The organism is Citrobacter sp. Cpa228 (assembly GCF_030333085.1).
In the GTDB taxonomy this organism is placed as follows: Bacteria; Pseudomonadota; Gammaproteobacteria; order Enterobacterales; family Enterobacteriaceae; genus Citrobacter; species Citrobacter pasteurii.
Genome location: NZ_JAOWGQ010000037.1, coordinates 122301 through 146886, shown reverse-complemented (window position 1 = coordinate 146886; position 24586 = coordinate 122301). Strand labels below are relative to the sequence as shown.

26 protein-coding genes are annotated in these 24586 nt (G+C 51.9%); 17 read left to right on the top strand and 9 right to left on the bottom strand.

Going from position 1 to position 24586, the window contains the following annotated elements; translation table 11 throughout:
- Nucleotides 1-12 precede the first annotated feature (12 nt).
- From garK to garP, 4 genes are all read right to left on the bottom strand, one after another.
- A complete protein-coding gene (gene garK / locus OGX91_RS05470; protein ID WP_149692152.1) occupies nt 13-1158 on the bottom strand; it encodes a glycerate 2-kinase in 1146 nt (381 codons plus the stop codon).
- Between the two features lie 65 nt (nt 1159-1223).
- Nucleotides 1224-2114 carry a 2-hydroxy-3-oxopropionate reductase gene (gene garR / locus OGX91_RS05465; RefSeq protein ID WP_040234084.1) on the bottom strand — a complete coding sequence of 297 codons (891 nt, stop codon included), beginning with the start codon at nt 2112-2114 and terminating at the stop codon, nt 1224-1226.
- Nucleotides 2115-2144: 30 nt separating this feature from the next.
- Nucleotides 2145-2915, bottom strand: a complete 771-nt coding sequence (gene garL / locus OGX91_RS05460; RefSeq protein WP_005131731.1) for a 2-dehydro-3-deoxyglucarate aldolase — start codon at nt 2913-2915, stop codon at nt 2145-2147.
- 15 nt (nt 2916-2930) lie between these two features.
- Nucleotides 2931-4265 carry a galactarate/glucarate/glycerate transporter GarP gene (gene garP / locus OGX91_RS05455; RefSeq protein ID WP_040234085.1) on the bottom strand — a complete coding sequence of 445 codons (1335 nt, stop codon included), beginning with the start codon at nt 4263-4265 and terminating at the stop codon, nt 2931-2933.
- Nucleotides 4266-4668: 403 nt separating this feature from the next.
- On the opposite strand from garP, the gene garD reads away from it, so the two are divergent.
- Nucleotides 4669-6240 carry a galactarate dehydratase gene (gene garD, locus OGX91_RS05450; protein WP_149692150.1) on the top strand — a complete coding sequence of 524 codons (1572 nt, stop codon included), beginning with the start codon at nt 4669-4671 and terminating at the stop codon, nt 6238-6240.
- Nucleotides 6241-6301: 61 nt separating this feature from the next.
- Here garD and OGX91_RS05445 read toward each other — a convergent pair whose 3' ends face one another.
- Complete coding sequence (locus tag OGX91_RS05445; protein WP_005131736.1) at nt 6302-7111, bottom strand: DeoR family transcriptional regulator; 810 nt, start codon at nt 7109-7111, stop codon at nt 6302-6304.
- Nucleotides 7112-7330: 219 nt separating this feature from the next.
- Between OGX91_RS05445 and kbaZ the strand changes: the two genes are divergently transcribed.
- The 12 genes from kbaZ to OGX91_RS05385 all read left to right on the top strand — a co-directional run bounded on the left by kbaZ (nt 7331) and on the right by OGX91_RS05385 (nt 17814).
- Nucleotides 7331-8650 carry a tagatose-bisphosphate aldolase subunit KbaZ gene (gene kbaZ / locus OGX91_RS05440; RefSeq protein WP_199947169.1) on the top strand — a complete coding sequence of 440 codons (1320 nt, stop codon included), beginning with the start codon at nt 7331-7333 and terminating at the stop codon, nt 8648-8650.
- Nucleotides 8651-8678: 28 nt separating this feature from the next.
- Nucleotides 8679-9152 (top strand): PTS N-acetylgalactosamine transporter subunit IIB, encoded by a 474-nt coding sequence (gene agaV / locus OGX91_RS05435; RefSeq protein WP_003024925.1) that lies wholly within the window; start codon nt 8679-8681, stop codon nt 9150-9152.
- A 10-nt stretch (nt 9153-9162) separates the two neighbouring features.
- The gene (gene agaW / locus OGX91_RS05430; RefSeq protein WP_199947170.1) at nt 9163-9942 is read left to right on the top strand and encodes a PTS N-acetylgalactosamine transporter subunit IIC; all 780 of its coding nucleotides are present in this window, start codon (nt 9163-9165) and stop codon (nt 9940-9942) included.
- A complete protein-coding gene (agaE, locus tag OGX91_RS05425) occupies nt 9932-10810 on the top strand; it encodes a PTS N-acetylgalactosamine transporter subunit IID (protein ID WP_149692148.1) in 879 nt (292 codons plus the stop codon). The genes agaW and agaE overlap by 11 nt, the downstream gene beginning before the upstream one ends.
- 16 nt (nt 10811-10826) lie before the next feature.
- Nucleotides 10827-11261, top strand: coding sequence for a PTS galactosamine/N-acetylgalactosamine transporter subunit IIA (gene agaF / locus OGX91_RS05420; RefSeq protein WP_005131748.1), 435 nt, complete (start codon nt 10827-10829; stop codon nt 11259-11261).
- Nucleotides 11258-12391, top strand: coding sequence for an N-acetylglucosamine-6-phosphate deacetylase (gene nagA, locus OGX91_RS05415; RefSeq protein ID WP_199947171.1), 1134 nt, complete (start codon nt 11258-11260; stop codon nt 12389-12391). The genes agaF and nagA overlap by 4 nt, the downstream gene beginning before the upstream one ends.
- 302 nt (nt 12392-12693) lie before the next feature.
- Nucleotides 12694-13848, top strand: coding sequence for an AgaS family sugar isomerase (locus tag OGX91_RS05410; protein WP_199947172.1), 1155 nt, complete (start codon nt 12694-12696; stop codon nt 13846-13848).
- A 12-nt stretch (nt 13849-13860) separates the two neighbouring features.
- On the top strand, nt 13861-14736 hold the full coding sequence (gene kbaY, locus OGX91_RS05405; protein ID WP_005131756.1) for a tagatose-bisphosphate aldolase subunit KbaY: 876 nt from the start codon (nt 13861-13863) through the stop codon (nt 14734-14736).
- A 186-nt stretch (nt 14737-14922) separates the two neighbouring features.
- Nucleotides 14923-15399 (top strand): PTS galactosamine transporter subunit IIB, encoded by a 477-nt coding sequence (gene agaB, locus OGX91_RS05400; RefSeq protein WP_286625654.1) that lies wholly within the window; start codon nt 14923-14925, stop codon nt 15397-15399.
- Between the two features lie 54 nt (nt 15400-15453).
- On the top strand, nt 15454-16260 hold the full coding sequence (gene agaC, locus OGX91_RS05395; protein ID WP_005131760.1) for a PTS galactosamine transporter subunit IIC: 807 nt from the start codon (nt 15454-15456) through the stop codon (nt 16258-16260).
- The gene (gene agaD / locus OGX91_RS05390; protein WP_005131762.1) at nt 16250-17041 is read left to right on the top strand and encodes a PTS galactosamine transporter subunit IID; all 792 of its coding nucleotides are present in this window, start codon (nt 16250-16252) and stop codon (nt 17039-17041) included. The genes agaC and agaD overlap by 11 nt, the downstream gene beginning before the upstream one ends.
- 53 nt (nt 17042-17094) lie before the next feature.
- Entirely contained in the window at nt 17095-17814 is a 720-nt protein-coding gene (locus OGX91_RS05385) for a galactosamine-6-phosphate isomerase (RefSeq protein WP_286625653.1), read from the top strand.
- A gap of 3 nt (nt 17815-17817) precedes the next feature.
- Here OGX91_RS05385 and OGX91_RS05380 read toward each other — a convergent pair whose 3' ends face one another.
- Together OGX91_RS05380 and rsmI are read right to left on the bottom strand one after the other, a co-directional pair.
- Nucleotides 17818-18843, bottom strand: a complete 1026-nt coding sequence (locus OGX91_RS05380) for a Fic family protein (RefSeq protein ID WP_188231864.1) — start codon at nt 18841-18843, stop codon at nt 17818-17820.
- Nucleotides 18844-18845: 2 nt separating this feature from the next.
- On the bottom strand, nt 18846-19709 hold the full coding sequence (rsmI, locus tag OGX91_RS05375; protein WP_003024942.1) for a 16S rRNA (cytidine(1402)-2'-O)-methyltransferase: 864 nt from the start codon (nt 19707-19709) through the stop codon (nt 18846-18848).
- 63 nt (nt 19710-19772) lie between these two features.
- On the opposite strand from rsmI, the gene OGX91_RS05370 reads away from it, so the two are divergent.
- From OGX91_RS05370 to dolP, 4 genes are read left to right on the top strand one after another with little or no spacing between them, the layout of a single operon-like run.
- Nucleotides 19773-21806, top strand: a complete 2034-nt coding sequence (locus OGX91_RS05370; protein WP_286625650.1) for a penicillin-binding protein activator — start codon at nt 19773-19775, stop codon at nt 21804-21806.
- A complete protein-coding gene (locus OGX91_RS05365) occupies nt 21764-22159 on the top strand; it encodes a YraN family protein (RefSeq protein WP_040234114.1) in 396 nt (131 codons plus the stop codon). Before OGX91_RS05370 ends, OGX91_RS05365 begins: the two co-directional genes overlap by 43 nt.
- Nucleotides 22160-22193: 34 nt before the next feature.
- The gene (gene diaA, locus OGX91_RS05360) at nt 22194-22784 is read left to right on the top strand and encodes a DnaA initiator-associating protein DiaA (protein ID WP_003024948.1); all 591 of its coding nucleotides are present in this window, start codon (nt 22194-22196) and stop codon (nt 22782-22784) included.
- A gap of 9 nt (nt 22785-22793) precedes the next feature.
- A complete protein-coding gene (gene dolP, locus OGX91_RS05355; RefSeq protein WP_005131783.1) occupies nt 22794-23369 on the top strand; it encodes a division/outer membrane stress-associated lipid-binding lipoprotein in 576 nt (191 codons plus the stop codon).
- Between the two features lie 93 nt (nt 23370-23462).
- Here the strand turns inward: dolP and OGX91_RS05350 are convergent, their stop codons facing one another.
- Nucleotides 23463-24098 (bottom strand): NAD(P)H-binding protein, encoded by a 636-nt coding sequence (locus OGX91_RS05350; RefSeq protein ID WP_286625644.1) that lies wholly within the window; start codon nt 24096-24098, stop codon nt 23463-23465.
- 37 nt (nt 24099-24135) lie between these two features.
- Entirely contained in the window at nt 24136-24564 is a 429-nt protein-coding gene (locus tag OGX91_RS05345) for a YhbP family protein (protein WP_005131790.1), read from the bottom strand.
- Nucleotides 24565-24586: the final 22 nt, after the last annotated feature.

Below are 24586 nucleotides of genomic sequence, written 5' to 3'. Positions count from 1 at the left end.
TGCGGGGTAATGTCACCCCGCACTGCGCATTCCTATCGCTAACGTGGCGGCGATGTTTCTTGAAGCACGGTAAATATTATCAAATGCCCCACGAAAGGCCTCTTCCAGCGTGCTAATGCTGGTCAAGACGCTAAACACTGCATCGATGCCATATTGATGCACCACCTCCACATCACGCGTCAGGCTACCGCCAATACCAATTACCGGTTTGTGGTATTTCTTCGCGACGCTTGCCACGCCCACCGGCACTTTGCCGTGCACACTCTGGCTGTCGATGCGTCCCTCACCGGTGACCACCAGCGTACAATCGTGAATATGTTCTTCCAGATTGAGCGCCTGCGTCACAATCTCGATACCACTGCGCAGATCCGCGCCTAAAAAAGCCATTAACGCGGCCCCCATACCACCAGCCGCTCCTGCGCCAGGCACGTCTTTCACATCCACCCTGAGCGATTTTTTAATGATATCGGCATAGTGAGAGAGATTACGGTCCAGTTCGAGAATGCGTTCTTCCGTCGCCCCTTTCTGCGGGCCGAAGATGCGGGATGCGCCAGTATCGCCCGTCAGAGGATTCGTCACATCACAGGCAACACGAATTGAACAGGTTTTTAAGCGCGGATCCAGCCCCGAAACATCGATGGTATTGAGGCAAATCAGGCTACCGCCACCGTAACCGATTTCAGTACCGTTGGCATCACAGAGTTTTGCCCCCAGAGCCTGCACCATACCCGCGCCGCCATCGTTGGTTGCACTACCGCCAATGCCGATAATAATGCTCTGCGCCCCGCTATCCAGCGCCTGCAAAATCAATTCCCCGGTACCGCGTGACGTGGTGACTAGCGGGTTACGCTTTTCAGGAGGTACTAACGCCAGACCGCTGGCTGCCGCCATTTCGATAAACGCAGTTTTACCATCTCCGGACATGCCCCAGCAGGCATTCACTTTTTCGCCCAGCGGCCCCGTCACCCACGCGGAATATTCACTCCCTTGCGTGGCGGCAATCATGGCTTCGACCGTTCCTTCGCCGCCGTCGGCCACCGGAACTGAAACATATTGCGCATCGGGAAATATTTCCCGAAATCCTTTTTCTATTGCCTGAGCGACCTCAGTGGCAGATAGACTTTCTTTATAAGAGTCTGGGGCAATTACGATTTTCATAGTTATGTAGCCTGACTGTGCCGCGCAAGGCAAGAAATACAGGGCGCACATCCGCGCCCTTCTTGTTAGCGTGTGACTTCCACTTTCGCCAGTTTTTCGTAGTAGCATGCGAGCGCGCTATGATCGGCGGTGCCCAGCCCATCTGCGCGGAGCGCCTGCATCATTTCCATGACTGCAGCAGTCAACGGCAACTGCGCGCCGACCCCATGCGAGGTATCCAGCGCATTCGCCAGATCTTTGATATGCAGATCAATACGGAAACCCGGCTTAAAGTTGCGGTCCATGACCATCGGCGCTTTCGCATCCAGTACGGTGCTTCCCGCCAGTCCGCCTCGGATCGCCTGATACACCAGATCCGGGTTCACACCCGCCTTGGTCGCCAGCGTCAGCGCTTCAGACATTGCCGCAATGTTCAGCGCCACAATCACCTGGTTCGCCAACTTAGTAACGTTACCCGCGCCAATGTCACCGGTATGTACCACCGAACCAGCCATCGCTTTCAGCAGATCGTAATACTTGTCAAAAATCGCTTTATCACCACCAACCATCACCGACAACGTGCCATCAATCGCTTTTGGTTCGCCGCCGCTTACCGGCGCATCCAGCATATCCACGCCTTTCGCTTTCAGCGCGTCGCTGATTTCGCGACTGGCTAACGGCGCGATGGAACTCATGTCGATAAGCACTGTGCCCGGCTTCGCCCCTTCAATAATACCGTCTTCCCCCAGCGCCACCTCTTTCACGTGCGGAGAGTTCGGCAGCATGGTGATGATCACGTCGCACTGCTCAGCAATGGCTTTCGCCGTGGCAGCGGTTTCTGCACCTGCGGCAATGACTTGTGCAATGGATTCCGGGTTACGGTCAGCAACCACCAGCGAGTAACCTGCCTTGAGGAGGTTTTTACTCATTGGTTTACCCATGATACCGAGGCCAATAAAACCAACTTTCATTGTCATGTCTTTATCTCTCTCTACTGTCGATGGTGGTTATTTCTTAAAAGAATCAGCCAGTTTCTGTGTGGCTGAACGGAACACGCCAAGGTCGCTGCCAACGGCAACAAAGGTCGCGCCCCACTCCAGATAACGACGCGCATCCGCCTCTACCGGGGCCAGAATACCGCTTGGTTTGCCATGTGCTTTCGCGCGGGCAAAAATGTGCTGGATAGCTTTCTGCACATCAGGATGTGACGCATTGCCGAGATGGCCTAACGCCGCGGCCAGATCGCTTGGGCCGACGAAGACACCGTCTACGCCTTCGGTCGCCGCGATGGCGTCAACGTTATCAACGCCCTGCTGACTTTCGATCTGCACGATGATGGTGATGTTCTTATTCGACTGCGCAAAGTAGTCCGGTACGGTGCCAAACATATTGGCGCGATGGGAGACGGACACACCGCGAATACCTTCCGGCGGATAGCGGGTCGACGCCACGGCGTTCACCGCTTCTTCTTCGGTCTCAACAAACGGGATCAGGAAGTTATAAAACCCGATATCCAGCAGACGCTTGATAATCACCGGCTCGTTGGTCGGTACACGCACGACCGGCGCGCTGGCGCTGCCTTTCAGCGCCATCAATTGCGGGATAAACGTCGAGATATCGTTCGGCGCGTGTTCGCCATCCAGCACCAGCCAGTCAAAACCTGCCAGGCCTAAAACCTCGGTACTGATTGGGCTGGCTAATGCAGACCAGCAGCCAATCTGAATCTGTTGCGCCGCGAGAGCCGCTTTAAACTTATTCGGGAAAATCGTGTTATTCATCGCCTATACCTTTGTTTATTTCTGCAATTCCATACGTTTAATGTCACCGACAATAAACAGGTAGCAAACCATTGCCATCAGCGCCGAACACCCTACAAACATCAGCGCAGCATTAAATGAGTGCAGCTCGCTCACCAGATAACCAATCACCAGCGGGGTGACGATGGAAGCGACGTTGCCAAATACGTTAAAAACACCACCACACAGACCGACAATTTCTTTCGGTGCGGTATCGGAGATCACCGGCCAACCCAGCGCGCCGAAGCCTTTGCCGAAGAACGCCAGCGCCATCAGCGCGACAACCAGGGTGGTGTTATCGGTGTAGTTACACAGAATAATGGTCGACGCGAGCAACATTCCGAGCACAATTGGCAGCTTACGCGCCAGAGTAATACTGGAGCCGCGTTTAATCAGATAATCGGAGAACACCCCGCCGAGCACGCCACCGGCAAATCCACACAGCGCAGGAATAGACGCCACCAGGCCTACCTTCAGGATCGACATACCTTTTTCTTGCACCAGGTAGATCGGGAACCAGGTCAGAAAGAACCAGGTGATGGTATTGATAAAATACTGTCCGAAGAACACCCCAAGCATCATGCGATTAGTCAGCAACTGCTTGATATAATGCAGCTTAGGACCGCCAGATGCTGCATCGCCCGGCTTCTTGTGATCCATATCCACAACCGCGCCGTTGTCAGAGATAAACTTCAGTTCTTCTTGCGACATACGCGGATGCTCGGTCGGGTTATGGATCAGTTTCACCCACAGCCCGGTGAGCACAAAACCGATAACGCCCATCACGGTAAAGACGTGCTCCCAGCCCCAGGCGAAGGTCAGCCAGCCCAGCAGCGGCGAAAACAGTGCCAGGGAGAAATATTGTGCGGAATTAAAAATCGCGGATGCCGTGCCGCGCTCTTTTGTCGGGAACCAGGCGGCCACAATACGGGCGTTCGCCGGGAAAGACGGCGCTTCCGAGAAGCCCAGCATGAAACGCATGATGAACATTGAAATACCTGCCCAGGCCAGCGGAAACATATCCACGAATCCCTGCAGGAAGGTAAACAGCGACCAGAAAAACAGGCTGTAAGTGTAGACTTTCTTCGAGCCGAACTTGTCGAGCAGCCATCCGCCGGGAATTTGCATCAGCAAATAAGCCCAGCCAAAAGCCGAAAAAATGTAACCCATTGATATGGCGCTAAGCTGTAGCTCTTTCGCCACTTCCGTACCGGCAATAGACAACGTCGCACGGTCCGCATAGTTAACGGCTGTAACAATAAAGATTATCAGCAATATTAAATAACGAGTGTGCGTACCTTTCTTTTTCTCGACAACTGTATCCAGTATCATTCTAATTACCTCGGGTACATAAAAGTTTTTATTATTATTTGGCAGATATCCCTGGTGATAAATTACCGATAATAAAAACGTATAATAATTTATCAGACGCTATGAAACCGTGATTTAGTATAATCAGCAGCGCAACGTTAATCATTGTGCAAGCGCTCATTAAACATGCGTTATGAAAATAATGTTTTGGGCATATGCACACATACATGGGCGCTAATCCACACATTTACGTATTGCTACCCCTGCTGGTGCGGTCTTGCTGAGTTTAAGTGATCATTGTCACATTTTTCACGATAAACTCCTGACATTCTTATTTCACGATACCGAATCTTTATTACTGATAATGAGATTCGAAATATAAATATCCACACTATTATCACCACTTGTTGGAGAATACTGGACAATGGCCGACATCGAAATTAGACAAGAATCGCCAACGGCGTTTTATATTAAAGTTCACGACACAGATAATGTGGCGATTATTGTCAATGACAATGGTCTGAAAGCCGGGACGCGTTTTCCGGATGGACTGGAGCTAATTGAACATATTCCCCAGGGACATAAAGTGGCGCTCGTGGATATTCCTGTTCACGGTGAAATCGTACGTTATGGCGAAGTGATAGGCTATGCCGTTCGCGATATCCCACGCGGCAGCTGGATCGATGAATCGATGGTTGAACTGCCAAAAGCCCCGCCGCTGGAAACATTACCGCTGGCAACCAAAGTCCCGGAACCGCTGCCGCCGCTGGAGGGGTATACCTTCGAAGGGTACCGCAATGCTGACGGCAGCGTCGGCACCAAGAATCTGCTCGGCATCTCCACCAGCGTGCACTGCGTGGCGGGAGTGGTGGACTATGTAGTGAAAATCATTGAGCGCGACCTGCTGCCCAAATATCCGAATGTCGACGGCGTAGTCGGGCTCAATCATCTGTACGGCTGCGGCGTAGCGATTAACGCGCCAGCCGCCATCGTGCCGATTCGTACAATCCACAATATTGCGCTGAACCCGAACTTCGGCGGTGAAGTAATGGTCATCGGCCTCGGCTGCGAAAAACTCCAGCCTGAGCGTCTGCTGGAGGGTACTCACGATGTAAAAAGTATTCCGGTCGACAGCGCCAGCATCGTCAGCCTGCAGGATGAAAAACACGTTGGTTTTAAATCCATGGTAGAAGACATTTTGCAGGTCGCTGAGCGCCACCTGGCAAAGCTCAATCAGCGCCAGCGTGAAACCTGCCCGGCATCTGAACTGGTGGTCGGCATGCAATGCGGCGGCAGCGATGCGTTTTCTGGCGTAACGGCCAACCCGGCGGTAGGTTATGCCTCCGACCTGTTAGTTCGCTGCGGTGCGACCGTAATGTTCTCGGAAGTGACCGAAGTCCGCGATGCGATCCATCTTCTGACCCCGCGGGCAATTAACGAAGAGGTGGGCAAGCGCCTGCTCGAAGAGATGGCCTGGTACGACAACTATCTCGATATGGGGAAAACTGACCGCAGCGCTAACCCCTCTCCGGGTAACAAGAAAGGCGGTCTGGCAAACGTGGTGGAAAAAGCGCTGGGTTCTATTGCAAAGTCGGGCAAGAGCGCGATTGTCGAAGTCTTGTCGCCGGGTCAGCGTCCAACCAGGCGCGGCCTGATTTACGCAGCCACCCCGGCAAGCGATTTTGTCTGCGGCACGCAACAGGTTGCTTCCGGGATCACCGTACAAGTCTTTACCACTGGTCGCGGTACGCCGTACGGTCTGATGGCCGTGCCGGTGATAAAAATGGCGACGCGTACCGAGTTGGCCAATCGTTGGTTTGACCTGATGGATATCAACGCAGGCACCATCGCTACCGGAGAAGAAACCATTGAAGAAGTGGGGCTGAAACTGTTCGAGTTTATCCTCGACGTCGCCAGCGGACGTAAGAAAACCTTCTCAGATCAGTGGGGACTGCATAACCAGCTGGCGGTATTTAACCCGGCACCGGTAACCTGATTCCTGAAAGTTAAATTCGATTACAGGTCGGGGAAGTTCGCAAACTTCCCCGACTTTTTTATCAGATACTCACCAGAACAACCTCAATGCCATGCTTACGTAATCCTTCCAGACTCTCCTCTGGAATACCTTCATCGACAATAATCATATCAATCCGCTGTGTATCAATGATCTTATGCAGACTGGAGCGGTCAAACTTCGTCGAGTCGGTGACGACGATAATACGCTCAGCCACTTCACACATTCGGCGGTTAAGACGCGCTTCATCTTCGTTGTGCGTGCTAACACCACGCTCCAAATCAATCGCATCAACGCCAAGAAACAGCATGTCGAAGTGATAATTTTGTAGCGATTGCTCAGCCTGATCGCCATAAAAAGATTGCGACTGACGACGCAAATGGCCGCCGGTCATCAGCAGTTCAACCCCCTCGGCTTCCAGTAACGCATTGGCGACATTCATACCGTTGGTCATGGCAATGACATTGGTATGCTGGCGCATCAGACGGGCGATTTCATAGGTCGTGGTGCCGGAGTCAAGGATCACGCGGTGCCCCGGTTTTATCAACTCTGCGGCGGCCCTAGCAATACTACGTTTTACCGCCGTGTTAAGTGAGCTCTTATCTTCTACGGAAGGCTCCACAACAGGCGCATTGCCTTCGCAAATCAGTGCTCCACCATAGGCGCGTACCGCAATCCCTTGCTTTTCCAGAAAAGCGAGGTCGTTACGAATAGTGACCGTGGAGACGCCAAAAAATAAGGAAAGATCGTTAACCTGAACGCTTCCCTGCTGCCGTAACCGCTGGATGATCTGCTCACGTCTTTCGCTGGTGCCTATAACGCGCTTGTCTGCAGAAGACTCGGTGTTACTCATAAGAAATCCTTTAGTTGAATCTTTCGTTTTATTTCGTTTTTCCTATTAACGCCTTTCCTTTACGCGAATGCAAGCCCCACAAACGGGTAAGAACCGAACGAACTTACGCTGAAACCTTTCATTATGTTTCTTTTGTGAAACAGATCGGAAAACCATTATCTTTCGTTTTATTTTTATAACACCATGATGCAGTATTAAATGAAACAAAACGAAAGATTGATGTCGCAGTTATCTGACCTGGAGAGGAAAGTGAAACATCTAACTAAAATGGTCGAGCAGCATAAACGGGGGAAGGCAAACGGGATTTATGCCGTTTGTTCCGCGCATCCAATCGTACTGGAAGCCGCAATACGCTACGCCCATGCAAACCATACACCGCTGTTGATCGAAGCAACCTCTAATCAGGTTGACCAGTTTGGCGGCTATACGGGTATGACACCAGCCGATTTTCGCAGCTTTGTCTGCCGTTTAGCCGACTCGCTTAATTTTTCTCAGGATATGCTGGTTCTCGGCGGAGACCATCTCGGGCCCAACCGTTGGCAAAATCTGCCTGCAGAACAGGCAATGGCCAACGCTGACGATCTGATCAAAAGCTATGTCAGTGCAGGTTTTAAAAAAATCCACCTCGATTGCAGTATGTCGTGTGCTAACGACCCGGTTCCACTGACAGATGACATCGTCGCGGAACGCGCCGCGCGTCTGGCAAAAGTAGCCGAAGAAACCTGTATGGCACATTTTGGCGAGTCGGATCTGGTCTATGTAATTGGCACAGAAGTGCCGGTTCCAGGTGGCGCCCACGAAACGTTAACCGACCTGGCGGTAACAACGCCCGATGCCGCACGCGCAACGCTGCAGGCTCACTATCACGCCTTTGAAAAGTGCGGTCTGGAAGGTATCTGGCCGCGTATTATCGCCCTGGTGGTGCAACCTGGCGTTGAATTCGACCACACACACATCATTGATTATCAACCACAGAAAGCTGTGGCACTCAGCAAAATGGTTGAAGACTACGACACACTGGTGTTTGAAGCGCATTCTACCGATTACCAAACGCCACAGTCCTTGCGCCAACTGGTGATAGATCACTTCGCTATCCTGAAAGTGGGACCCGCGTTGACCTTCGCTCTGCGCGAAGCGCTGTTTTCACTGGCCGCGATTGAAGAAGAATTACTGCCTACAAAAGCCTGTTCAGGCCTGCGACATGTGCTGGAAAGCGTAATGCTTGATCGACCAGAGTACTGGCAGAGCCACTATCACGGCGATGGTAATGCACGCCGTTTGGCTCGCGGATATAGCTACTCCGATCGGGTTCGTTACTACTGGCCGGACAGCCAGATTGATGAAGCATTCGAACGGCTGGTGCGCAACCTGGCTGATGACCCCATTCCCCTGCCGCTGATTAGCCAGTATTTACCCTTGCAGTACGTAAAAGTGCGCGAGGGAGATCTCAGCGCCACACCGCGAGAACTCATCATTAACCATATTCAGGACATACTGCAGCAATATCACTGCGCCTGCCAGGCGTGCTTGAGATCGTAACGCATAACAAAAAAGAGAAAAAAATACCATGCCAAACATTGTATTAAGTCGCATTGATGAACGTCTGATTCACGGTCAGGTTGGTGTGCAATGGGTTGGGTTTGCGGGGGCAAACCTGGTGCTGGTCGCGAATGATGAAGTGGCTGAAGACCCCGTGCAGCAAAACCTGATGGAAATGGTACTGGCAGAAGGGATCGCCGTACGCTTCTGGTCGCTACAAAAAGTGATCGACAATATTCACCGTGCCGCCGATCGCCAGAAAATTCTGCTGGTCTGCAAATCGCCTGCGGATTTCTTCCGTCTGGTCGAAGGCGGTGTTCCTGTTAACCGCATCAACGTTGGCAATATGCACTACGCCAACGGCAAGCAACAAATCGCCAAAACGGTTTCTGTAGACGCTGCCGATATTACGGCATTCAACGGGCTAAAAGCCGCTGGGGTGGAATGCTTCGTTCAGGGCGTTCCAACAGAACCCGCCCAGGACCTCTATAAACTGCTCTGAGGGATTCACAATGGAAATCAGTCTGTTGCAGGCTTTTGCGTTGGGTATTCTCGCCTTTATTGCTGGGCTGGATATGTTCAACGGGTTAACGCACATGCACCGCCCGGTTGTTCTCGGGCCACTGGTCGGCCTGATTCTGGGCGATCTGCATACCGGTATTTTGACAGGGGGTACGCTGGAACTGGTGTGGATGGGTCTGGCCCCGCTGGCTGGAGCTCAGCCGCCAAACGTGATTATCGGTACTATCGTAGGAACCACGTTTGCCATAACGACCGGGGTGAAACCCGAAGTTGCCGTAGGTGTGGCGGTACCGTTCGCCGTAGCGGTACAAATGGGGATCACCTTCCTGTTCTCTGTGATGTCAGGGGTGATGGCTCGGTGTGATCGCATGGCAGCGAATGCCGATACCGCAGGGATTGAGCGGGTCAACTATCTGGCGTTGCTCGTACTGGGGATCTTCTACTTCTTATGCGCGTTCCTGCCGATTTACTTTGGTGCGGAACATGCCAAAACCGCTATAGATGTTCTGCCAGCTCGTCTGATTGATGGCCTCGGTGTGGCAGGCGGCATTATGCCCGCTATCGGCTTCGCCGTACTGCTGAAAATCATGATGAAAAACGTCTATATCCCTTACTTCATTCTGGGTTTTGTGGCCGCAGCCTGGCTCAAACTCCCGGTGCTAGCGATTGCTGCAGCTGCACTGGCCATGGCGTTGATCGATTTTCTGCGTAAATCACCTGAACCTACAGCTCCTGCAGCACAAAAAGAGGAATTCGAAGATGGCATCTAATCAAACGACTCTGCCAAACGTTTCCGAAACCGAAGAAACGCTGCTGTCCGGCACAAATGAAAACGTCTACGAAGACCAGAATATCGGTGCCGAGCTGACAAAAAAAGATATCAACCGTGTCGCCTGGCGTTCAATGCTGTTACAGGCTTCTTTTAACTACGAACGTATGCAGGCGTCAGGATGGTTGTACGGCTTGTTACCTGCACTGAAAAAGATCCATACCAACAAACGCGACCTTGCGCGTTCGATGACAGGTCATATGGGCTTCTTCAACACGCACCCTTTTCTGGTCACGTTTGTTATCGGGATTATCCTGGCGATGGAACGCTCCAAGCAGGATGTGAACAGTATTCAAAGCACCAAGATTGCTGTCGGCGCGCCGCTTGGCGGCATCGGTGATGCCATGTTCTGGTTAACGTTATTGCCTATTTGCGGCGGTATCGGAGCCAGCCTGGCGCTGCAAGGTTCTATTCTTGGCGCAGTTGTCTTTATTGTTATGTTTAACGTGGTTCATCTTGGTCTGCGCTTTGGACTGGCACACTATGCTTATCGAATGGGCGTTGCTGCCATCCCGCTGATTAAAGCTAATACCAAAAAGGTTGGACATGCGGCATCCATCGTAGGGATGACGGTGATCGGCGCGTTGGTAGCAACCTATGTTCGCCTGAGCACTACCCTGGAAATCACGGCTGGTGATGCGGTTGTAAAACTGCAAACGGATGTTATAGACAAGCTGATGCCTGCTTTTTTGCCGCTGGTCTACACATTAACTATGTTCTGGCTGGTTCGTCGTGGCTGGAGTCCTTTGCGCCTTATCGCCATTACCGTGGTGCTCGGCGTCGTGGGCAAGTTCTGTCATTTCCTGTAAATACGAGGGGTTGTAGATGTTAGGTATTATTTTGACCGGCCATGGCGGGTTTGCCAGCGGAATGGAAAAAGCGATGAAACAGATTCTGGGTGAACAATCACAGTTCATCGCCATCGACTTTCCGGAAACCTCAACCACCGCCTTACTCACCTCGCAGCTTGAACTAGCGGTGAGTGAACTGGATGCGCAGCAAGACATCGTGTTTCTGACAGACCTGTTAGGCGGGACGCCGTTTCGCGTCGCTTCCACGCTGGCGATGCAAAGGCAAGGCACTGAGGTGATCACCGGCACCAATCTGCAACTACTGCTGGAAATGGTGCTCGAGCGCGATGGCCTGAGCAGCGAAGCATTTCGCTTGCAGGCGCTGGAGTGCGGGCATCGTGGCTTAACTAGCCTGGTAGACGAACTGGGACGCTGTCGTGAGGAAAAGCCCGTTGAGGAAGGGATATGACACAGCTACTGCGCGCCAGACGCCTGCTGACAGAACGGGGCTGGCTGGACGATCATCAATTACATATTGAAGATGGCTTCATTGCAGAAATAGAGCCCATCCCCTCCGGCGTTATGATCCGCGACGCAGAGCTGCTTTGTCCGGCTTACATTGATATCCACGTACACGGCGGCGCGGGCGTCGATGTGATGGATGAGGCACCGGATACGCTCGATAAACTGGCGATGCACAAAGCACGTGAAGGGGTAGCCAACTGGCTACCCACCACCGTCACCGCTCCACTACCGGATATTCACAAGGCGCTGGAGCGTATTGCCCATCGCTACCATTCCGGTGGACCTGGCGCGCAGGTGCTGGGCAGTTATCTTGAAGGCCCGTACTTTACGCCGCAGAACAAAGGGGCGCATCCGCCTGAGCTTTTCAGGGAACTGGAGCTCAGTGAACTGGATGAACTGATTGCAATTTCCAGGCAAACATTACGCGTCGTTGCACTGGCACCAGAAAAACCAGATGCATTACAAGCAATTGCGCATCTTAAGCAACACAACGTAAGGGTTATGCTGGGTCATAGCGCAGCCACCTGGGAACAAACCCGCGCGGCCTTCGATGCCGGTGCAGACGGGTTAGTGCACTGCTACAACGGGATGACCGGCTTACATCACCGGGAGCCAGGAATGGTTGGCGCTGGGTTAACAGATCCACGCGCCTGGCTGGAGCTTATCGCTGACGGGCACCATGTCCACCCGGCAGCCATGAAGCTATGCTGCTGTTGCGCAAAAAACAGACTGGTGCTGATCACCGATGCCATGCAGGCTGCTGGAATGCCAGATGGTCGCTATACGCTCTGTGGCGAGGAAGTGGAAATGTGTAGTGGTATTGTACGAACCGCCTCTGGAGGCCTGGCGGGTAGTACGCTTTCGGTTGATGCGGCCGTACGTAATATGGTCGAACTCACCGGGATAACGGCAGAAGCGGCAATTCATATGGCCTCACTCCACCCTGCGCGTCTGTTGGGTATTGATCGTCTGATGGGATCATTAGCGGTGGGCAAACGTGCCGACACGATCGCGCTTAATAGCAGGCTGCATTTACAACAGATCTGGATTCAGGGTCAGGTTCCCCCCCTTTAGACCTTTCATTTTATCTCCTGTTGGCCTGCGGTCTTCGATCGCAAGGCCTTTCTTTTCCTTTCGTTTGTGGAAATACCGATCCATATTGCAATCAATCTCTTCATTATAGATCAATAAGATAACTGCAACCTTCGTTCTAACGATCACAAATTTCGTTTTATTTCATTTTGGATTATTGATCTTTCGATTTCTTTTCTATAGATTTTAATCAATCGACAAGATGAACAAGTGAAACGAAACGAAAGATAGCGACATTTTCGCCAGCGTCTTATGTGGAATTTACGAGACTAAGGACTTAAGTTATGCCAGAAACCTATACCCCTGTTACTGCGGTAACAGGCACCTGGACCGAAGAAGAGATCCGTCAACAGCCAGCCAGTTGGATCCACTCCCTCACCAATATCGACAACATTCGATCTGCCATTGACAACTTTCTCGCGCCATTGCTGCGCAAAAACGATCTGCGGATCGTACTGACCGGGGCCGGAACCTCAGCATTCATTGGCGACATCATTGCCCCCTGGCTGGCAAGCTATACCGGAAAAAACATCAGCGCTGTGCCGACCACCGACCTGGTCACCAATCCGATGGATTATCTGAATCCCTCACATCCGCTGTTGCTGGTTTCTTTCGCTCGCTCAGGTAACAGCCCGGAAAGCGTTGCGGCAGTGGAGCTGGCTAATCAGTTTGTACCTGAGTGCTATCACCTGCCAATTACCTGCAACGAAGCAGGTAGCCTGTATCAAAACGCAGTCACAAGCGACAACGCTTTTGCTCTGTTAATGCCCGCTGAAACACATGACCGCGGTTTTGCCATGACCAGCAGCGTTACCACCATGATGGCCAGCTGTCTGGCAGTATTCGCCCCGGAGAAAATCAGCAGTCAGACCTTCCGCGATGTGGCCGATCGGTGCCAGGCGATCCTGACTTCACTTGGCGATTTCAGCGACGGTGTGTTTGGCAATGAGCCCTGGAAACGGATCGTCTACCTCGGTAGCGGTGGATTACAGGGAGCTGCGCGAGAATCGGCACTGAAAGTCCTGGAGCTGACAGCGGGCAAACTGGCTGCATTCTATGACTCCCCGACCGGTTTTCGTCACGGTCCAAAGTCGCTGGTTGATAACGAAACGCTGGTCGTGGTCTTTGTTTCCAGTCATCCCTATACACGTCAATACGATCTCGATTTGCTGGCAGAATTACGCCGCGATCGGCAGGCGCTGCGGGTGGTCGCGATTGCCGCACAAACCCATGAGGTGATTGAAGCGGGTCCACATATTTTGCTGCCGCCAGCACGCTCTTTCATCGATATGGAATTGGCGTTCTGCTTCCTGATCTACGCCCAGGTCTTTGCTTTGACGCAATCCATCAATATCGGTAATACGCCGGATACACCTTCCGCCAGTGGCACAGTGAACCGTGTTGTACAGGGCGTTGTTATTCACCCCTGGAACGCCTAAGAGGATCGTTTTATGAGCATCATTTCCACAAAATACCTTCTGCTGGATGCGCAAAAAAAGGGCTACGCCGTACCCGCCTTCAACATCCACAACGCCGAGACGATCCAGGCAATCCTTGAGGTGTGCCATGAAATGCGATCGCCAGTGATCCTCGCCGGAACGCCTGGCACCTTTAAGCATATTGCACTGGAAGAGATCTATGCGCTGTGCAGCGCGTATTCCACCAGCTACGACATGCCGCTGGCGTTACATCTCGATCATCATGAGTCGCTGGACGATATCCGCCGCAAAGTGAATGCTGGCGTTCGTAGCGCAATGATCGACGGTAGCCACTTCCCGTTTGAAGAAAACGTAAAGCTGGTGAAATCTGTCGTCGATTTTTGCCATGCCAAAGATTGCAGCGTGGAAGCAGAGTTAGGTCGCCTCGGTGGTGTTGAAGATGACATGAGCGTGGATGCTGAAAGCGCCTTCCTCACCGACCCACTAGAAGCCAAACGGTTTGTTGAGCGTACCGGCGTAGATAGCCTTGCCGTTGCCATCGGCACTGCGCACGGCCTGTACACCAAAACGCCTAAAATCGATTTCCAGCGCCTGGGTGAAATTCGTGAAGTGGTGGATATTCCACTGGTGCTGCATGGCGCAAGCGATGTCCCTGACGAATACGTTCGCCGCACGATCGAGCTTGGTGTGTGCAAAGTTAACGTCGCCACGGAGCTGAAAATTGCCTTTGCCGACGCGGTCAAAGCATGGTTTGCAGAAAATCCGCAGGGCAACGATCCTCGCTACTACATGCGGGTCGGTATGGATGCAATGAAAGAAGTGGTGCGCAGCAAAATCAATGTATGTGGCTCGGCAAATAAATTGATGGCTACCTGCGAATTATCGTGACCGTCGTTAGATTTCAATTTTTATTCACGAGTGCTATCTGCGTAATGTCAGGTAGTGCTCATTGTTCAAATAAAATAGAGGTATGATTTTTAAATCATGCTGAATAAATTTATGAATTCAATGCTGCAAAAATAATATATTTCAATCATCTATGTCATTCAATCTTTTTATGGTGAGGATTTAAGTATGAGCAGTCCAAATATTCTATTAACCCGCATTGATGACAGATTAGTCCATGGACAGGTTGGCGTGACATGGACATCAACAATTGGAGCTAACCTGTTAGTCGTTGTTGATGATGACGTTGCTCAGGATGAGATCCAGCAGAAATTAATGGGCATCACCGCTGAAACCTATGGCTTTGGCATCCGTTTCTTTTCTATAGAAAAAACCATCAACGTTATTGGTAAGGCCGCACCACACCAGAAAATATTCCTGATTTGCCGAACACCACAAACGGTCAGAAAACTGCTTGAAGGAGGCATTACGCTGAAGGATGTCAATGTAGGCAATATGCATTTTTCAGAAGGTAAAAAGCAGATCAGTAGCAAAGTTTATGTTAACGATCAGGATCTTGAAAATCTTCAATTTATTAAGAAACAAGGCGTTAATATTTTTATTCAGGATGTCCCTGGCGATCAAAAAGAACAGATCCCTGAGTAAGGGATAAATCAGATTTTTCATAATAAAAGGATTTATTTATTTGAGGTATCCGACATGCATGAAATAACACTACTTCAGGGCATATCCCTGGCTGCATTAGTCTTCTTCCTTGGAATAGATTTTTGGCTGGAAGCCTTGTTTTTATTCCGGCCAATCATTGTATGTACTCTAACCGGCGCTATTCTCGGCGATATTCATATTGGCCTGATAACGGGTGGTCTGACAGAACTGGCCTTTGCCGGTTTGACACCCGCAGGTGGTGTACAGCCGCCGAACCCCATCATGGCCGGTTTAATGACCACGGTGATCGCATGGTCTACCGGTGTGGATGCTAAAACAGCTATCGGTCTTGGCTTACCTTTCAGCCTCTTGATGCAGTACGTCATATTGTTCTTTTACTCAGCATTCTCTTTATTCATGGCGAAAGCAGATAGCTGTGCGAAAGAAGCAAACACAGGCGCATTTACACGTTTGAACTGGCTGACAACGCTGATAGTGGCTTCTTCTTACGCCATCATCGCCTTCCTGTGTACGTATCTGGCACAAGGCGCTATGCAGTCTCTGGTAAAAGCCATGCCTGCCTGGTTAACACATGGATTTGAAGTGGCCGGTGGCATTTTGCCCGCAGTCGGTTTTGGTTTGTTGCTCCGCGTGATGTTTAAAGCACAGTACATTCCATACCTGATTGCTGGCTTCCTTTTCGTTTGCTACATCCAGGTTAATAACCTTTTGCCCGTCGCCGTATTAGGCGCAGGCTTCGCCGTATATGAGTTTTTCAATGCGAAAGCCAAACAGCAGGCTCAACCTCAGCCTGTCGCCAATAAGAACAATGAAGAAGAGGACTACAGCAATGGGATCTGAAATCAGTAAAAAAGACATTACTCGCCTGGGGTTTCGATCGTCCCTTCTTCAGGCCAGCTTTAACTATGAAAGGATGCAGGCAGGTGGTTTTACCTGGGCGATGCTCCCGATCCTGAGAAAAATCTATAAAGATGATAAAGCCGGTCTGAGCGCGGCGATGAAAGATCATTTGGAATTTATCAATACCCACCCGAACCTGGTAGGCTTCCTGATGGGACTGCTAATCTCAATGGAGGAGAAGGGAGAAAATCGCGACACGATTAAAGGCTTGAAAGTAGCATTGTTTGGACCCATCGCCGGGATCGGCGATGCCATTTTCTGGTTCACCTTGCTGCCCATTATGGCGGGGATCTGCTCCTCTTTCGCCAGTCAGGGGAACATCCTGGGGCCAATTCTGTTTTTCGCCGTTTATTTGATGATCTTTTTCCTACGTGTCGGTTGGACGCACGTTGGTTACTCGGTCGGGGTTAAAGCTATCGATAAAGTACGGGAAAACTCGCAGATGATTGCCCGCTCAGCGACGATCCTCGGGATAACCGTTATCGGTGGGCTCATCGCCTCCTATGTGCATATCAATGTTGTAACTTCCTTCGCGATCGACAGTACCCACAGCGTGGCCTTACAGCAGGATTTTTTCGATAAAGTATTCCCGAATATTTTACCTATGGGCTACACGCTGCTGATGTACTACCTGTTGCGGGTGAAAAAAGCACATCCAGTACTGTTAATCGGCGTAACGTTTGTACTGTCAATTATCTCGTCAGCACTTGGCATTCTTTAAACGAAAAGAGGATGAAGCGGCCTGCAACATCCTCCTTCAAAAGGACTCGATAAATGCAATATACCCGGTACTGCGACAATTATGACGTATTGAGCGAACGCGCCAGCGAGCAGTTAATTACGCTGATACAGAAGAAACCTGATGCCACCATCTGTCTGGCAACCGGAGGCTCGCCGCTTCTCACCTATCGCTACTTTGTCGAGAAAATTAACCAGCGTCAGATCGATATTGAGCGGGTAGTTTTCGTGAAACTGGACGAGTGGGTTGGCATTCCCCTGAACTCTCCAGCAACGTGCGAATCTTTCCTGCAACAACACATCGTTCAACCATTGGGTTTACGAGCAGAACAGCTGGTCGGTTTTCAATCCGAAAACATTGATGAGCAAGAGTGCGAGCGCATCACAGATATTATTGCCAGCCGGGGCGGCCTCGATTTATGTCTGCTCGGAATCGGCAAAAATGGCCATTTGGGGTTGAATGAACCTGCCGAGTCACTGGAACCGTTTTGCCATATCAGCGTACTTGATGAGAAAACGCGCCATCATGACATGTTAAAAACGGCCGCTAATCCTGTAACTCGCGGCATTACGCTCGGGTTGAAGGACATTCTGAATGCAAAAGAGATCTTGTTGTTGATAGCAGGTGAAGGGAAGCATGATGCGGTAGAAAAATACCTGGCCGCCACCGTTACAACAGCTATTCCTGCTTCATTTTTATGGCTGCACAGCAATGTGGGTTGCCTGATTGACGGCTCACAATACTCTGATAAATAAAATTTACAGCACCCGCCACATCCCTCCTTTCGTCGCGCCAACGCGTTGCAGTTTACCTTTTAGCTGCAACGCTTTCAGATAGCGTTCAACTGTTCGGGGTGAGATTTCACACTCATCAGCGATACTTTTGGCAGATCTACCAGGCTGATGCGACAAGATTCGTAGAATGCGTTTTTCTATATCCAGTAAATCAGACGCCATTTCTTCCGACATTTCTTCCGACATTTCTTCCGACATTTCTTCCGACATTTCTTCCGACAGGGTTGCTGATTTTCCTAATCCCTCTTGCAAAGCAGAGATAATATTTTCCAGAATAAATTCTATAAATGGCGTGCAGTTGCTTTGCCGATCGCACACTCCTAGTACCTGATAATAGCGATCCTGCTGGTAGTGGATCAGCGTTTCCACCGGCAACCAGGCTAATTCTGAACGCCACTCACGCAGGATTAATGTCTGCCACAATCGCCCCATCCGTCCATTGCCGTCGGCAAAAGGATGAATAAATTCGAACTCATAATGGAATACAGCACCCGCGATAAGCGGGTGAAGTTCTGTCGTCTTTAACCAGTCCAGTAAGTCATTCATCAAACGAAGAACTTGTGAAGCCGGTGGGGCCATATGAATAAGCTGCTTTTCCCTGTAAACACCGACATTGCCGGCTCGCAATTGGCCCGGGTTATCGACAAGCCCCATCATCAGGATTTGATGTGCCTGTAAAAGATCGGAGAGTTTTTCACTTTTCCACTCCGACATTTTTTCATAGGCCAGAATCGCATTTCTGACTTCCTGTATATCTTTAGCCGGAGCCAAAATACGCTTACCGTCCATCAGGGCTGTAACCTGATCCGTCGTCAACGAATTATGCTCAATCGCTAAAGAAGCCTGGATAGTACGAATACGGTTCTCTTTACGCAACAGAGGAGATGTCCTGCCCGCCATCGCCGCCCAATGCCCCATCAGCTCACCAATCTCAATGACTTGATTGAGGATCAATGGCGTAACGGTAAAAGGCGGTTGGTAGGTGCTCACGTTTACTCTCCCTGCTGTTCCAGCGCGTGTTTGTACAACGCATTCTTCTTCACGCCATGGATTTCAGCGGCCAGCGCGGCGGCCTTTTTCAGCGGCAGTTCGGCTTGCAGCAGCGCCAGGGTCCGCAGCGCATCGGCAGGCAGATCGTCTTCTTGCGCTTTATGCCCTTCAACAATCAGCACCATTTCGCCTTTGCGACGGTTTTCATCTTCCTTGACCCACGCCAGCAATTCGCCGACCGGCGCGCCGTGAATGGTTTCCCAGGTTTTCGTCAACTCACGCGCCAGCACCACGTAGCGGGATTCGCCCCAGACGGCGACCATATCTTCCAGGCTATCCAGTAAACGGTGGGTTGATTCATAAAAAATAAGCGTACGTGGTTCAGCCTCAATGGCTTTCATCGCATCACGTCGGCCCTTAGATTTAGCGGGCAGAAAACCTTCATAGCAAAAGCGGTCTGAAGGCAGACCGGCAGCGCTCAGCGCGGCAATGGCGGCGCACGGGCCCGGCAGAGGAACAACGCGGATCCCCGCTTCGCGACAGGTGCGCACCAGATGGTAGCCAGGATCGTTAATCAGCGGCGTTCCGGCATCGGAAACCAGCGCAATGTTTTGCCCTTCTTTGAGTTTCGCCACCAGCGTTTCCGCTTTTTGTTGCTCATTGTGATCGTGTAACGCAAACAAACGGGCGTTAATCGCGAAGTGTTGTAACAATAATCCTGTATGACGGGTGTCTTCAGCGGCAATCAAATCAACGGCTTGTAAAACTTCGAGCGCTCGTTGGGTAATATCAGCCAAATTTCCTATAGGAGTAGGTACAATAAAGAGTTGGCCTTGAGAATTATCCGCCGATTCGTGTTGTTTCATTGTGTCGTCCGTATTGCCGATTTAATATTGAGCATTGAGTAAAAAAATATCACTGGATACAGTATGGTACCCTCAACATTTTCTCGTTTGAAAGCCGCGCGCGCGCTACCAGTCATTCTGGCAGCACTGATTTTCGCAGGCTGTGGCACCCAGGCGCCAGACCAGAGTGCAGCCCATATGCAGGGCACTGCGCAGGCTGATTCCGGCTTTTATCTGCAACAAATGCAGCAAAGCTCAGATGATAGCAAGACCAACTGGCAATTACTCGCCATTCGTGCACTGCTGAAAGAAGGCAAGAGCCAGCAGGCTACCGAGCTGTTCAACCAGCTACCGCAGAAACTCAGCGATACTCAGCGTCGTGAGCAGTCTCTGCTGGCCGTCGAGATCAAGCTCGCGCAGAAAGATATCGCTGGCGCTCAGGCCCTGCTGGATAAACTCACTCCTGCCGATTTCGATCAAAACCAGCAGGCCAGATACTGGCAGGCGCAAATCGACGTCAACCAGGGTCGCCCATCACTGACGCTACTGCGCGCCCTGATCGCTCAGGAACCGCTGCTAGTCGCGAATGCTAAGCAGAAAAACATCGATGCCACCTGGCAGGCGCTGTCATCCATGACCCAGGAGCAAGCGCAGGCGCTGGTCATCAATGCAGATGAAAACGTGCTGCAAGGCTGGCTGGATCTCCAGCGCGTCTGGTTCGATAACCGTAACGATCCGGACATGATGAAAGCCGGTATTGCTGACTGGCAGAAACGTTATCCGCAAAATCCTGGCGCAAAAATGCTGCCAACGCAGTTGGTTAACGTGCAGAGCTTTAAGCCCGCCTCCACCAGCAAAATTGCGCTGCTACTGCCGCTGAACGGTCAGGCCGCTGTATTTGGCCGTACTATTCAGCAAGGCTTTGAAGCGGCGAAAAACATGGGTACTCAACCCGTAGCGGCCCCTGCTGTAGCTGCGCCTGCTGTGGATACAACAGCTGCAACGACCATGGAACAGCCGCAAACGACTGACGGTGTTGCCAGCCCTTCTCAGGCGTCAGTCAACGATCTGACCAACGAGACGCCAGCACAGCCGGAAGCTGCGCCTGTACAGCCAACGACCGCCAGCGCGCCGGCGAATCCGTCCGCAGAGCTGAAAATCTACGACACGTCATCACAACCGCTGAACCAGATCCTGACTCAGGTCCAGCAGGATGGCGCCAGCATCGTGGTTGGTCCGCTGTTGAAAAACAATGTTGAAGAGCTGATGAAAAGCAACACTCCATTAAACGTGCTGGCGCTTAATCAGCCGGAGTCGGTGAAAAACCTGCCGAACGTCTGCTACTTCGCTTTGTCGCCAGAAGATGAAGCACGCGATGCCGCGCGTCACATCCACGACCAGGGCAAACAAACGCCACTGCTGCTGATCCCGCGCAGTTCGTTAGGCGATCGCGTGGCCAATGCCTTTGCTCAGGAATGGCAAAAACTGGGCGGCGGCGTAGTGTTGCAGCAGAAGTTCGGCTCCACCGCCGAGCTGAAAATGGGCGTCAACGGCGGCTCGGGGATTTCCCTGACGGGCAGCCCGATGGCGTCCTCTGTACCTGCGCAACCTGGCGTGACGATTGGCGGCCTGACGATACCGGCTGCGCCAACCGATGCCCAAATCACTGGCGGCAGCGGTCGTGTTGATGCCGTGTATATTCTGGCAACGCCGGAAGAAATTGCGTTTATTAAACCGATGATCGCCATGCGTAACGGCAGCCAGAGCGGTGCGACGCTGTACGCCAGCTCCCGCAGCGCGCAGGGTACCGCTGGTCCTGATTTCCGTCTGGAGATGGAAGGCCTGCAGTACAGCGAAATACCGATGCTGGCAGGCGCTAACGCTCCTCTCATGCAGCAAGCGCTTGGCGCGGTTCGTAACGACTACTCGCTGGCGCGTATGTACGCGATGGGCGTCGATGCCTGGTCGCTTGCCAACCACTTCTCGCAGATGCGTCAGGTGCAGGGTTTCGAAATTAACGGCAACACCGGGGCCTTAACCGCAACGCCGGATTGTGTGATTAACAGGAAGTTATCATGGCTCAAATACCAGCAAGGACAAGTCGTCCCCGCCAGTTAACAAGTAAACAGACCGGTGACGCGTGGGAATCCACCGCGCGTGACTGGCTGCAGAGCAAGGGATTGCATTTTATCGCCGCCAACGTGCGTGAGCGTGGCGGCGAAATCGACCTGATAATGTGTGAAGGCAACACCACCGTATTTGTTGAAGTCCGCTTTCGACGCTCGACCCAGTTTGGCGGTGCAGCGGCAAGTGTGACCCGGAGCAAACAACACAAATTATTACAGACCGCCCGCTTGTGGCTTGCGCGCCACAATGGGAGTTTTGATACTGTGGATTGCCGGTTCGATGTGTTAGCCTTCACCGGAAATGATGTTGAGTGGTTTAAGGACGCGTTCAACGACCGCTCATAGTTGAAGATTCAGAGCCTGGTTCTTAAGGATTAGCGTGTTAGATAGAATTAAAGTCTGCTTTACTGAAAGCATTCAAACGCAGATAGCTGCGGCTGAAGCACTTCCGGATGCGATCTCCCGTGCAGCCATGACGCTGGTTCAGTCCTTGCTCAATGGCAACAAAATTCTCTGTTGTGGTAATGGGACGTCCGCTGCCAACGCACAGCATTTTGCTGCCAGCATGATCAATCGTTTTGAAACAGAACGCCCAAGTTTACCTGCGATTGCACTAAATACTGATAATGTGGTCTTAACTGCGATTGCCAACGATCGCCTGCACGATGAAGTTTATGCAAAACAAGTCCGTGCGCTGGGACATGCAGGTGATGTTCTACTGGCAATCTCTACGCGTGGTAATAGCCGTGATATCGTAAAAGCCGTTGAAGCCGCCGTGACACGCGACATGACAATCGTCGCGCTGACCGGGTATGACGGAGGAGAGCTGGCCGGATTACTGGGGCCGCAGGATGTTGAAATCCGTATCCCCTCGCACCATAGCGCCCGCGTTCAGGAAATGCATATGCTAACGGTCAACTGCCTTTGCGATCTCATCGACAACACGCTTTTCCCTCACCAGGATGATTAAGGAGTACACATGAAGGCATTTTCGCCGCTTGCTGTGATTATCGCTGCACTGCTGCTGCAAGGCTGTGTCGCTGCTGCCGTTGTCGGAACTGCTGCTGTCGGCACCAAAGCCGCGACGGACCCTCGCAGTGTCGGCACCCAGGTAGATGATGGAACCCTGGAGTTACGTGTCAATACGGCGTTGTCGAAAGATGCCCAGATCAAGAAAGAAACGCGAATCAACGTCAGCGCGTATCAGGGTAAAGTGCTGCTGGTCGGTCAGTCGCCAAATAGCGAACTGTCTGCGCGGGCAAAACAAATTGCGATGGGCGTAGAAGGTACGACTGAGGTCTTTAATGAGATCCGTCAGGGCCAGCCAATCGGCCTGGGCGAAGCATCCAACGATACCTGGATCACCACCAAAGTACGTTCCCAGTTGCTGACCAGCGATCAGGTGAAATCCTCTAACGTGAAAGTCACGACCGAGAATGGAGAAGTCTTCCTGCTGGGTCTGGTGACCGAGCGCGAAGCGAAGGCGGCGGCGGACATCGCCAGCCGGGTAAGCGGCGTGAAACGCGTCACGACGGCCTTTACGTTTATTAAATAATAGTGATGCCGGATGGCGATGCATGGGTGTCTTATCCGGCCTACAGGACGTAATCGTTTGTAGGCCGGATAAGCGTCAACGCCATCCGGCATGTTATTTAGCCCTTTCGCGCAGCTCGGAAGAAGTCAGTATCGTAACGCCCTCCGGTCCAGGCGCCAGCGCCTCCGCCAGCATAGCCCGCGCCACATCGCGCGCTTCAATCGACTTCCAGTTACCCGGCAGCAACCGAAATAATGGCGCTAAAAACATTTCATTCGCCCGCTGTTTATCCCGATCACCCAGAAGCATAGAAGGCCGGGCAATCGTCAGCCGAGGCCAATTCTGCGCGATCAGCGCCTGCTCCATTTCACCTTTCACCCGGTTATAAAAAAACGGCGAATTGGCATTAGCGCCCATCGAACTCACCACCAGCATATGCTGTGCCCCCAGCCGACGCCCCGTCAGGGCCGTATCCACTACCAGCGTATAGTCAGCGTGGATAAATGCCTCTTTGCTGCCCGCTTCACGCCGGGTCGTTCCCAGACAGCAAAAGACAATATCAACCGGATCGGTAACCTGCGCCAGAGCATCGGTTAGCTGCGGATCGTGGGGATTATAGATGCCAACCGTATCAGCCAGCGGTCGACGCGTCGGCGCCGTAATGGCATTGATCCGGGGTTCATTCAGTAGCATCCGCAATAAATGTCCACCCACCAGACCCGTTGCACCGGTTATTAACACCTGGCTCATCGTTTATTTTCCCCTGACGCTTCAATCACTCTTTTAACTATAGATCACGTAGCCAGTGCATCTTTTTACCGAAACCCAGCGTATTGTCCGTGAATTTGACTTCATCCAGTCGAATCTCCCACACGGGCGCTGGCAACATTCTGGCGACGGGGAAACGGCGGTTGTAAGCGTTACGCGCGGCTTCACTCTCCTGCCCTTCAAGGCGGCGAATCTCCCCCTTAAACTGCACGCCACGAATCAGGGCGACCGTTTTGGGCTGACCATTTACCGTGCCGGCAATCGGCGCGCGCGGCCCCGACATCTGCGCATGGCGCGTTTTATCTTCAGTCAGCACATAGAATGCCATCTTCTGCGCATCAAACAGGTAAAACGCATTGGCGCACCACAATTCACCTTCATGATGAACGCACCAGGTCACGACGTGCTGCTTTGCCAGCCAGCGAGTCACCGCAGTCAGTGTTTCCATGTCTGTTCTCTTTTATACTGTA

Coding starts and splice junctions, on each gene's coding strand:
- garK (WP_149692152.1), bottom strand. CDS start 1,158: ATGAAAATCGTAATTGCCCCAGACTCTTATAAAGAAAGTCTATCTGCC.
- garR (WP_040234084.1), bottom strand. CDS start 2,114: ATGACAATGAAAGTTGGTTTTATTGGCCTCGGTATCATGGGTAAACCA.
- garL (WP_005131731.1), bottom strand. CDS start 2,915: ATGAATAACACGATTTTCCCGAATAAGTTTAAAGCGGCTCTCGCGGCG.
- garP (WP_040234085.1), bottom strand. CDS start 4,265: ATGATACTGGATACAGTTGTCGAGAAAAAGAAAGGTACGCACACTCGT.
- garD (WP_149692150.1), top strand. CDS start 4,669: ATGGCCGACATCGAAATTAGACAAGAATCGCCAACGGCGTTTTATATT.
- OGX91_RS05445 (WP_005131736.1), bottom strand. CDS start 7,111: ATGAGTAACACCGAGTCTTCTGCAGACAAGCGCGTTATAGGCACCAGC.
- kbaZ (WP_199947169.1), top strand. CDS start 7,331: ATGTCGCAGTTATCTGACCTGGAGAGGAAAGTGAAACATCTAACTAAA.
- agaV (WP_003024925.1), top strand. CDS start 8,679: ATGCCAAACATTGTATTAAGTCGCATTGATGAACGTCTGATTCACGGT.
- agaW (WP_199947170.1), top strand. CDS start 9,163: ATGGAAATCAGTCTGTTGCAGGCTTTTGCGTTGGGTATTCTCGCCTTT.
- agaE (WP_149692148.1), top strand. CDS start 9,932: ATGGCATCTAATCAAACGACTCTGCCAAACGTTTCCGAAACCGAAGAA.
- agaF (WP_005131748.1), top strand. CDS start 10,827: ATGTTAGGTATTATTTTGACCGGCCATGGCGGGTTTGCCAGCGGAATG.
- nagA (WP_199947171.1), top strand. CDS start 11,258: ATGACACAGCTACTGCGCGCCAGACGCCTGCTGACAGAACGGGGCTGG.
- OGX91_RS05410 (WP_199947172.1), top strand. CDS start 12,694: ATGCCAGAAACCTATACCCCTGTTACTGCGGTAACAGGCACCTGGACC.
- kbaY (WP_005131756.1), top strand. CDS start 13,861: ATGAGCATCATTTCCACAAAATACCTTCTGCTGGATGCGCAAAAAAAG.
- agaB (WP_286625654.1), top strand. CDS start 14,923: ATGAGCAGTCCAAATATTCTATTAACCCGCATTGATGACAGATTAGTC.
- agaC (WP_005131760.1), top strand. CDS start 15,454: ATGCATGAAATAACACTACTTCAGGGCATATCCCTGGCTGCATTAGTC.
- agaD (WP_005131762.1), top strand. CDS start 16,250: ATGGGATCTGAAATCAGTAAAAAAGACATTACTCGCCTGGGGTTTCGA.
- OGX91_RS05385 (WP_286625653.1), top strand. CDS start 17,095: ATGCAATATACCCGGTACTGCGACAATTATGACGTATTGAGCGAACGC.
- rsmI (WP_003024942.1), bottom strand. CDS start 19,709: ATGAAACAACACGAATCGGCGGATAATTCTCAAGGCCAACTCTTTATT.
- OGX91_RS05370 (WP_286625650.1), top strand. CDS start 19,773: ATGGTACCCTCAACATTTTCTCGTTTGAAAGCCGCGCGCGCGCTACCA.
- OGX91_RS05365 (WP_040234114.1), top strand. CDS start 21,764: ATGGCTCAAATACCAGCAAGGACAAGTCGTCCCCGCCAGTTAACAAGT.
- dolP (WP_005131783.1), top strand. CDS start 22,794: ATGAAGGCATTTTCGCCGCTTGCTGTGATTATCGCTGCACTGCTGCTG.
- OGX91_RS05350 (WP_286625644.1), bottom strand. CDS start 24,098: ATGAGCCAGGTGTTAATAACCGGTGCAACGGGTCTGGTGGGTGGACAT.
- OGX91_RS05345 (WP_005131790.1), bottom strand. CDS start 24,564: ATGGAAACACTGACTGCGGTGACTCGCTGGCTGGCAAAGCAGCACGTC.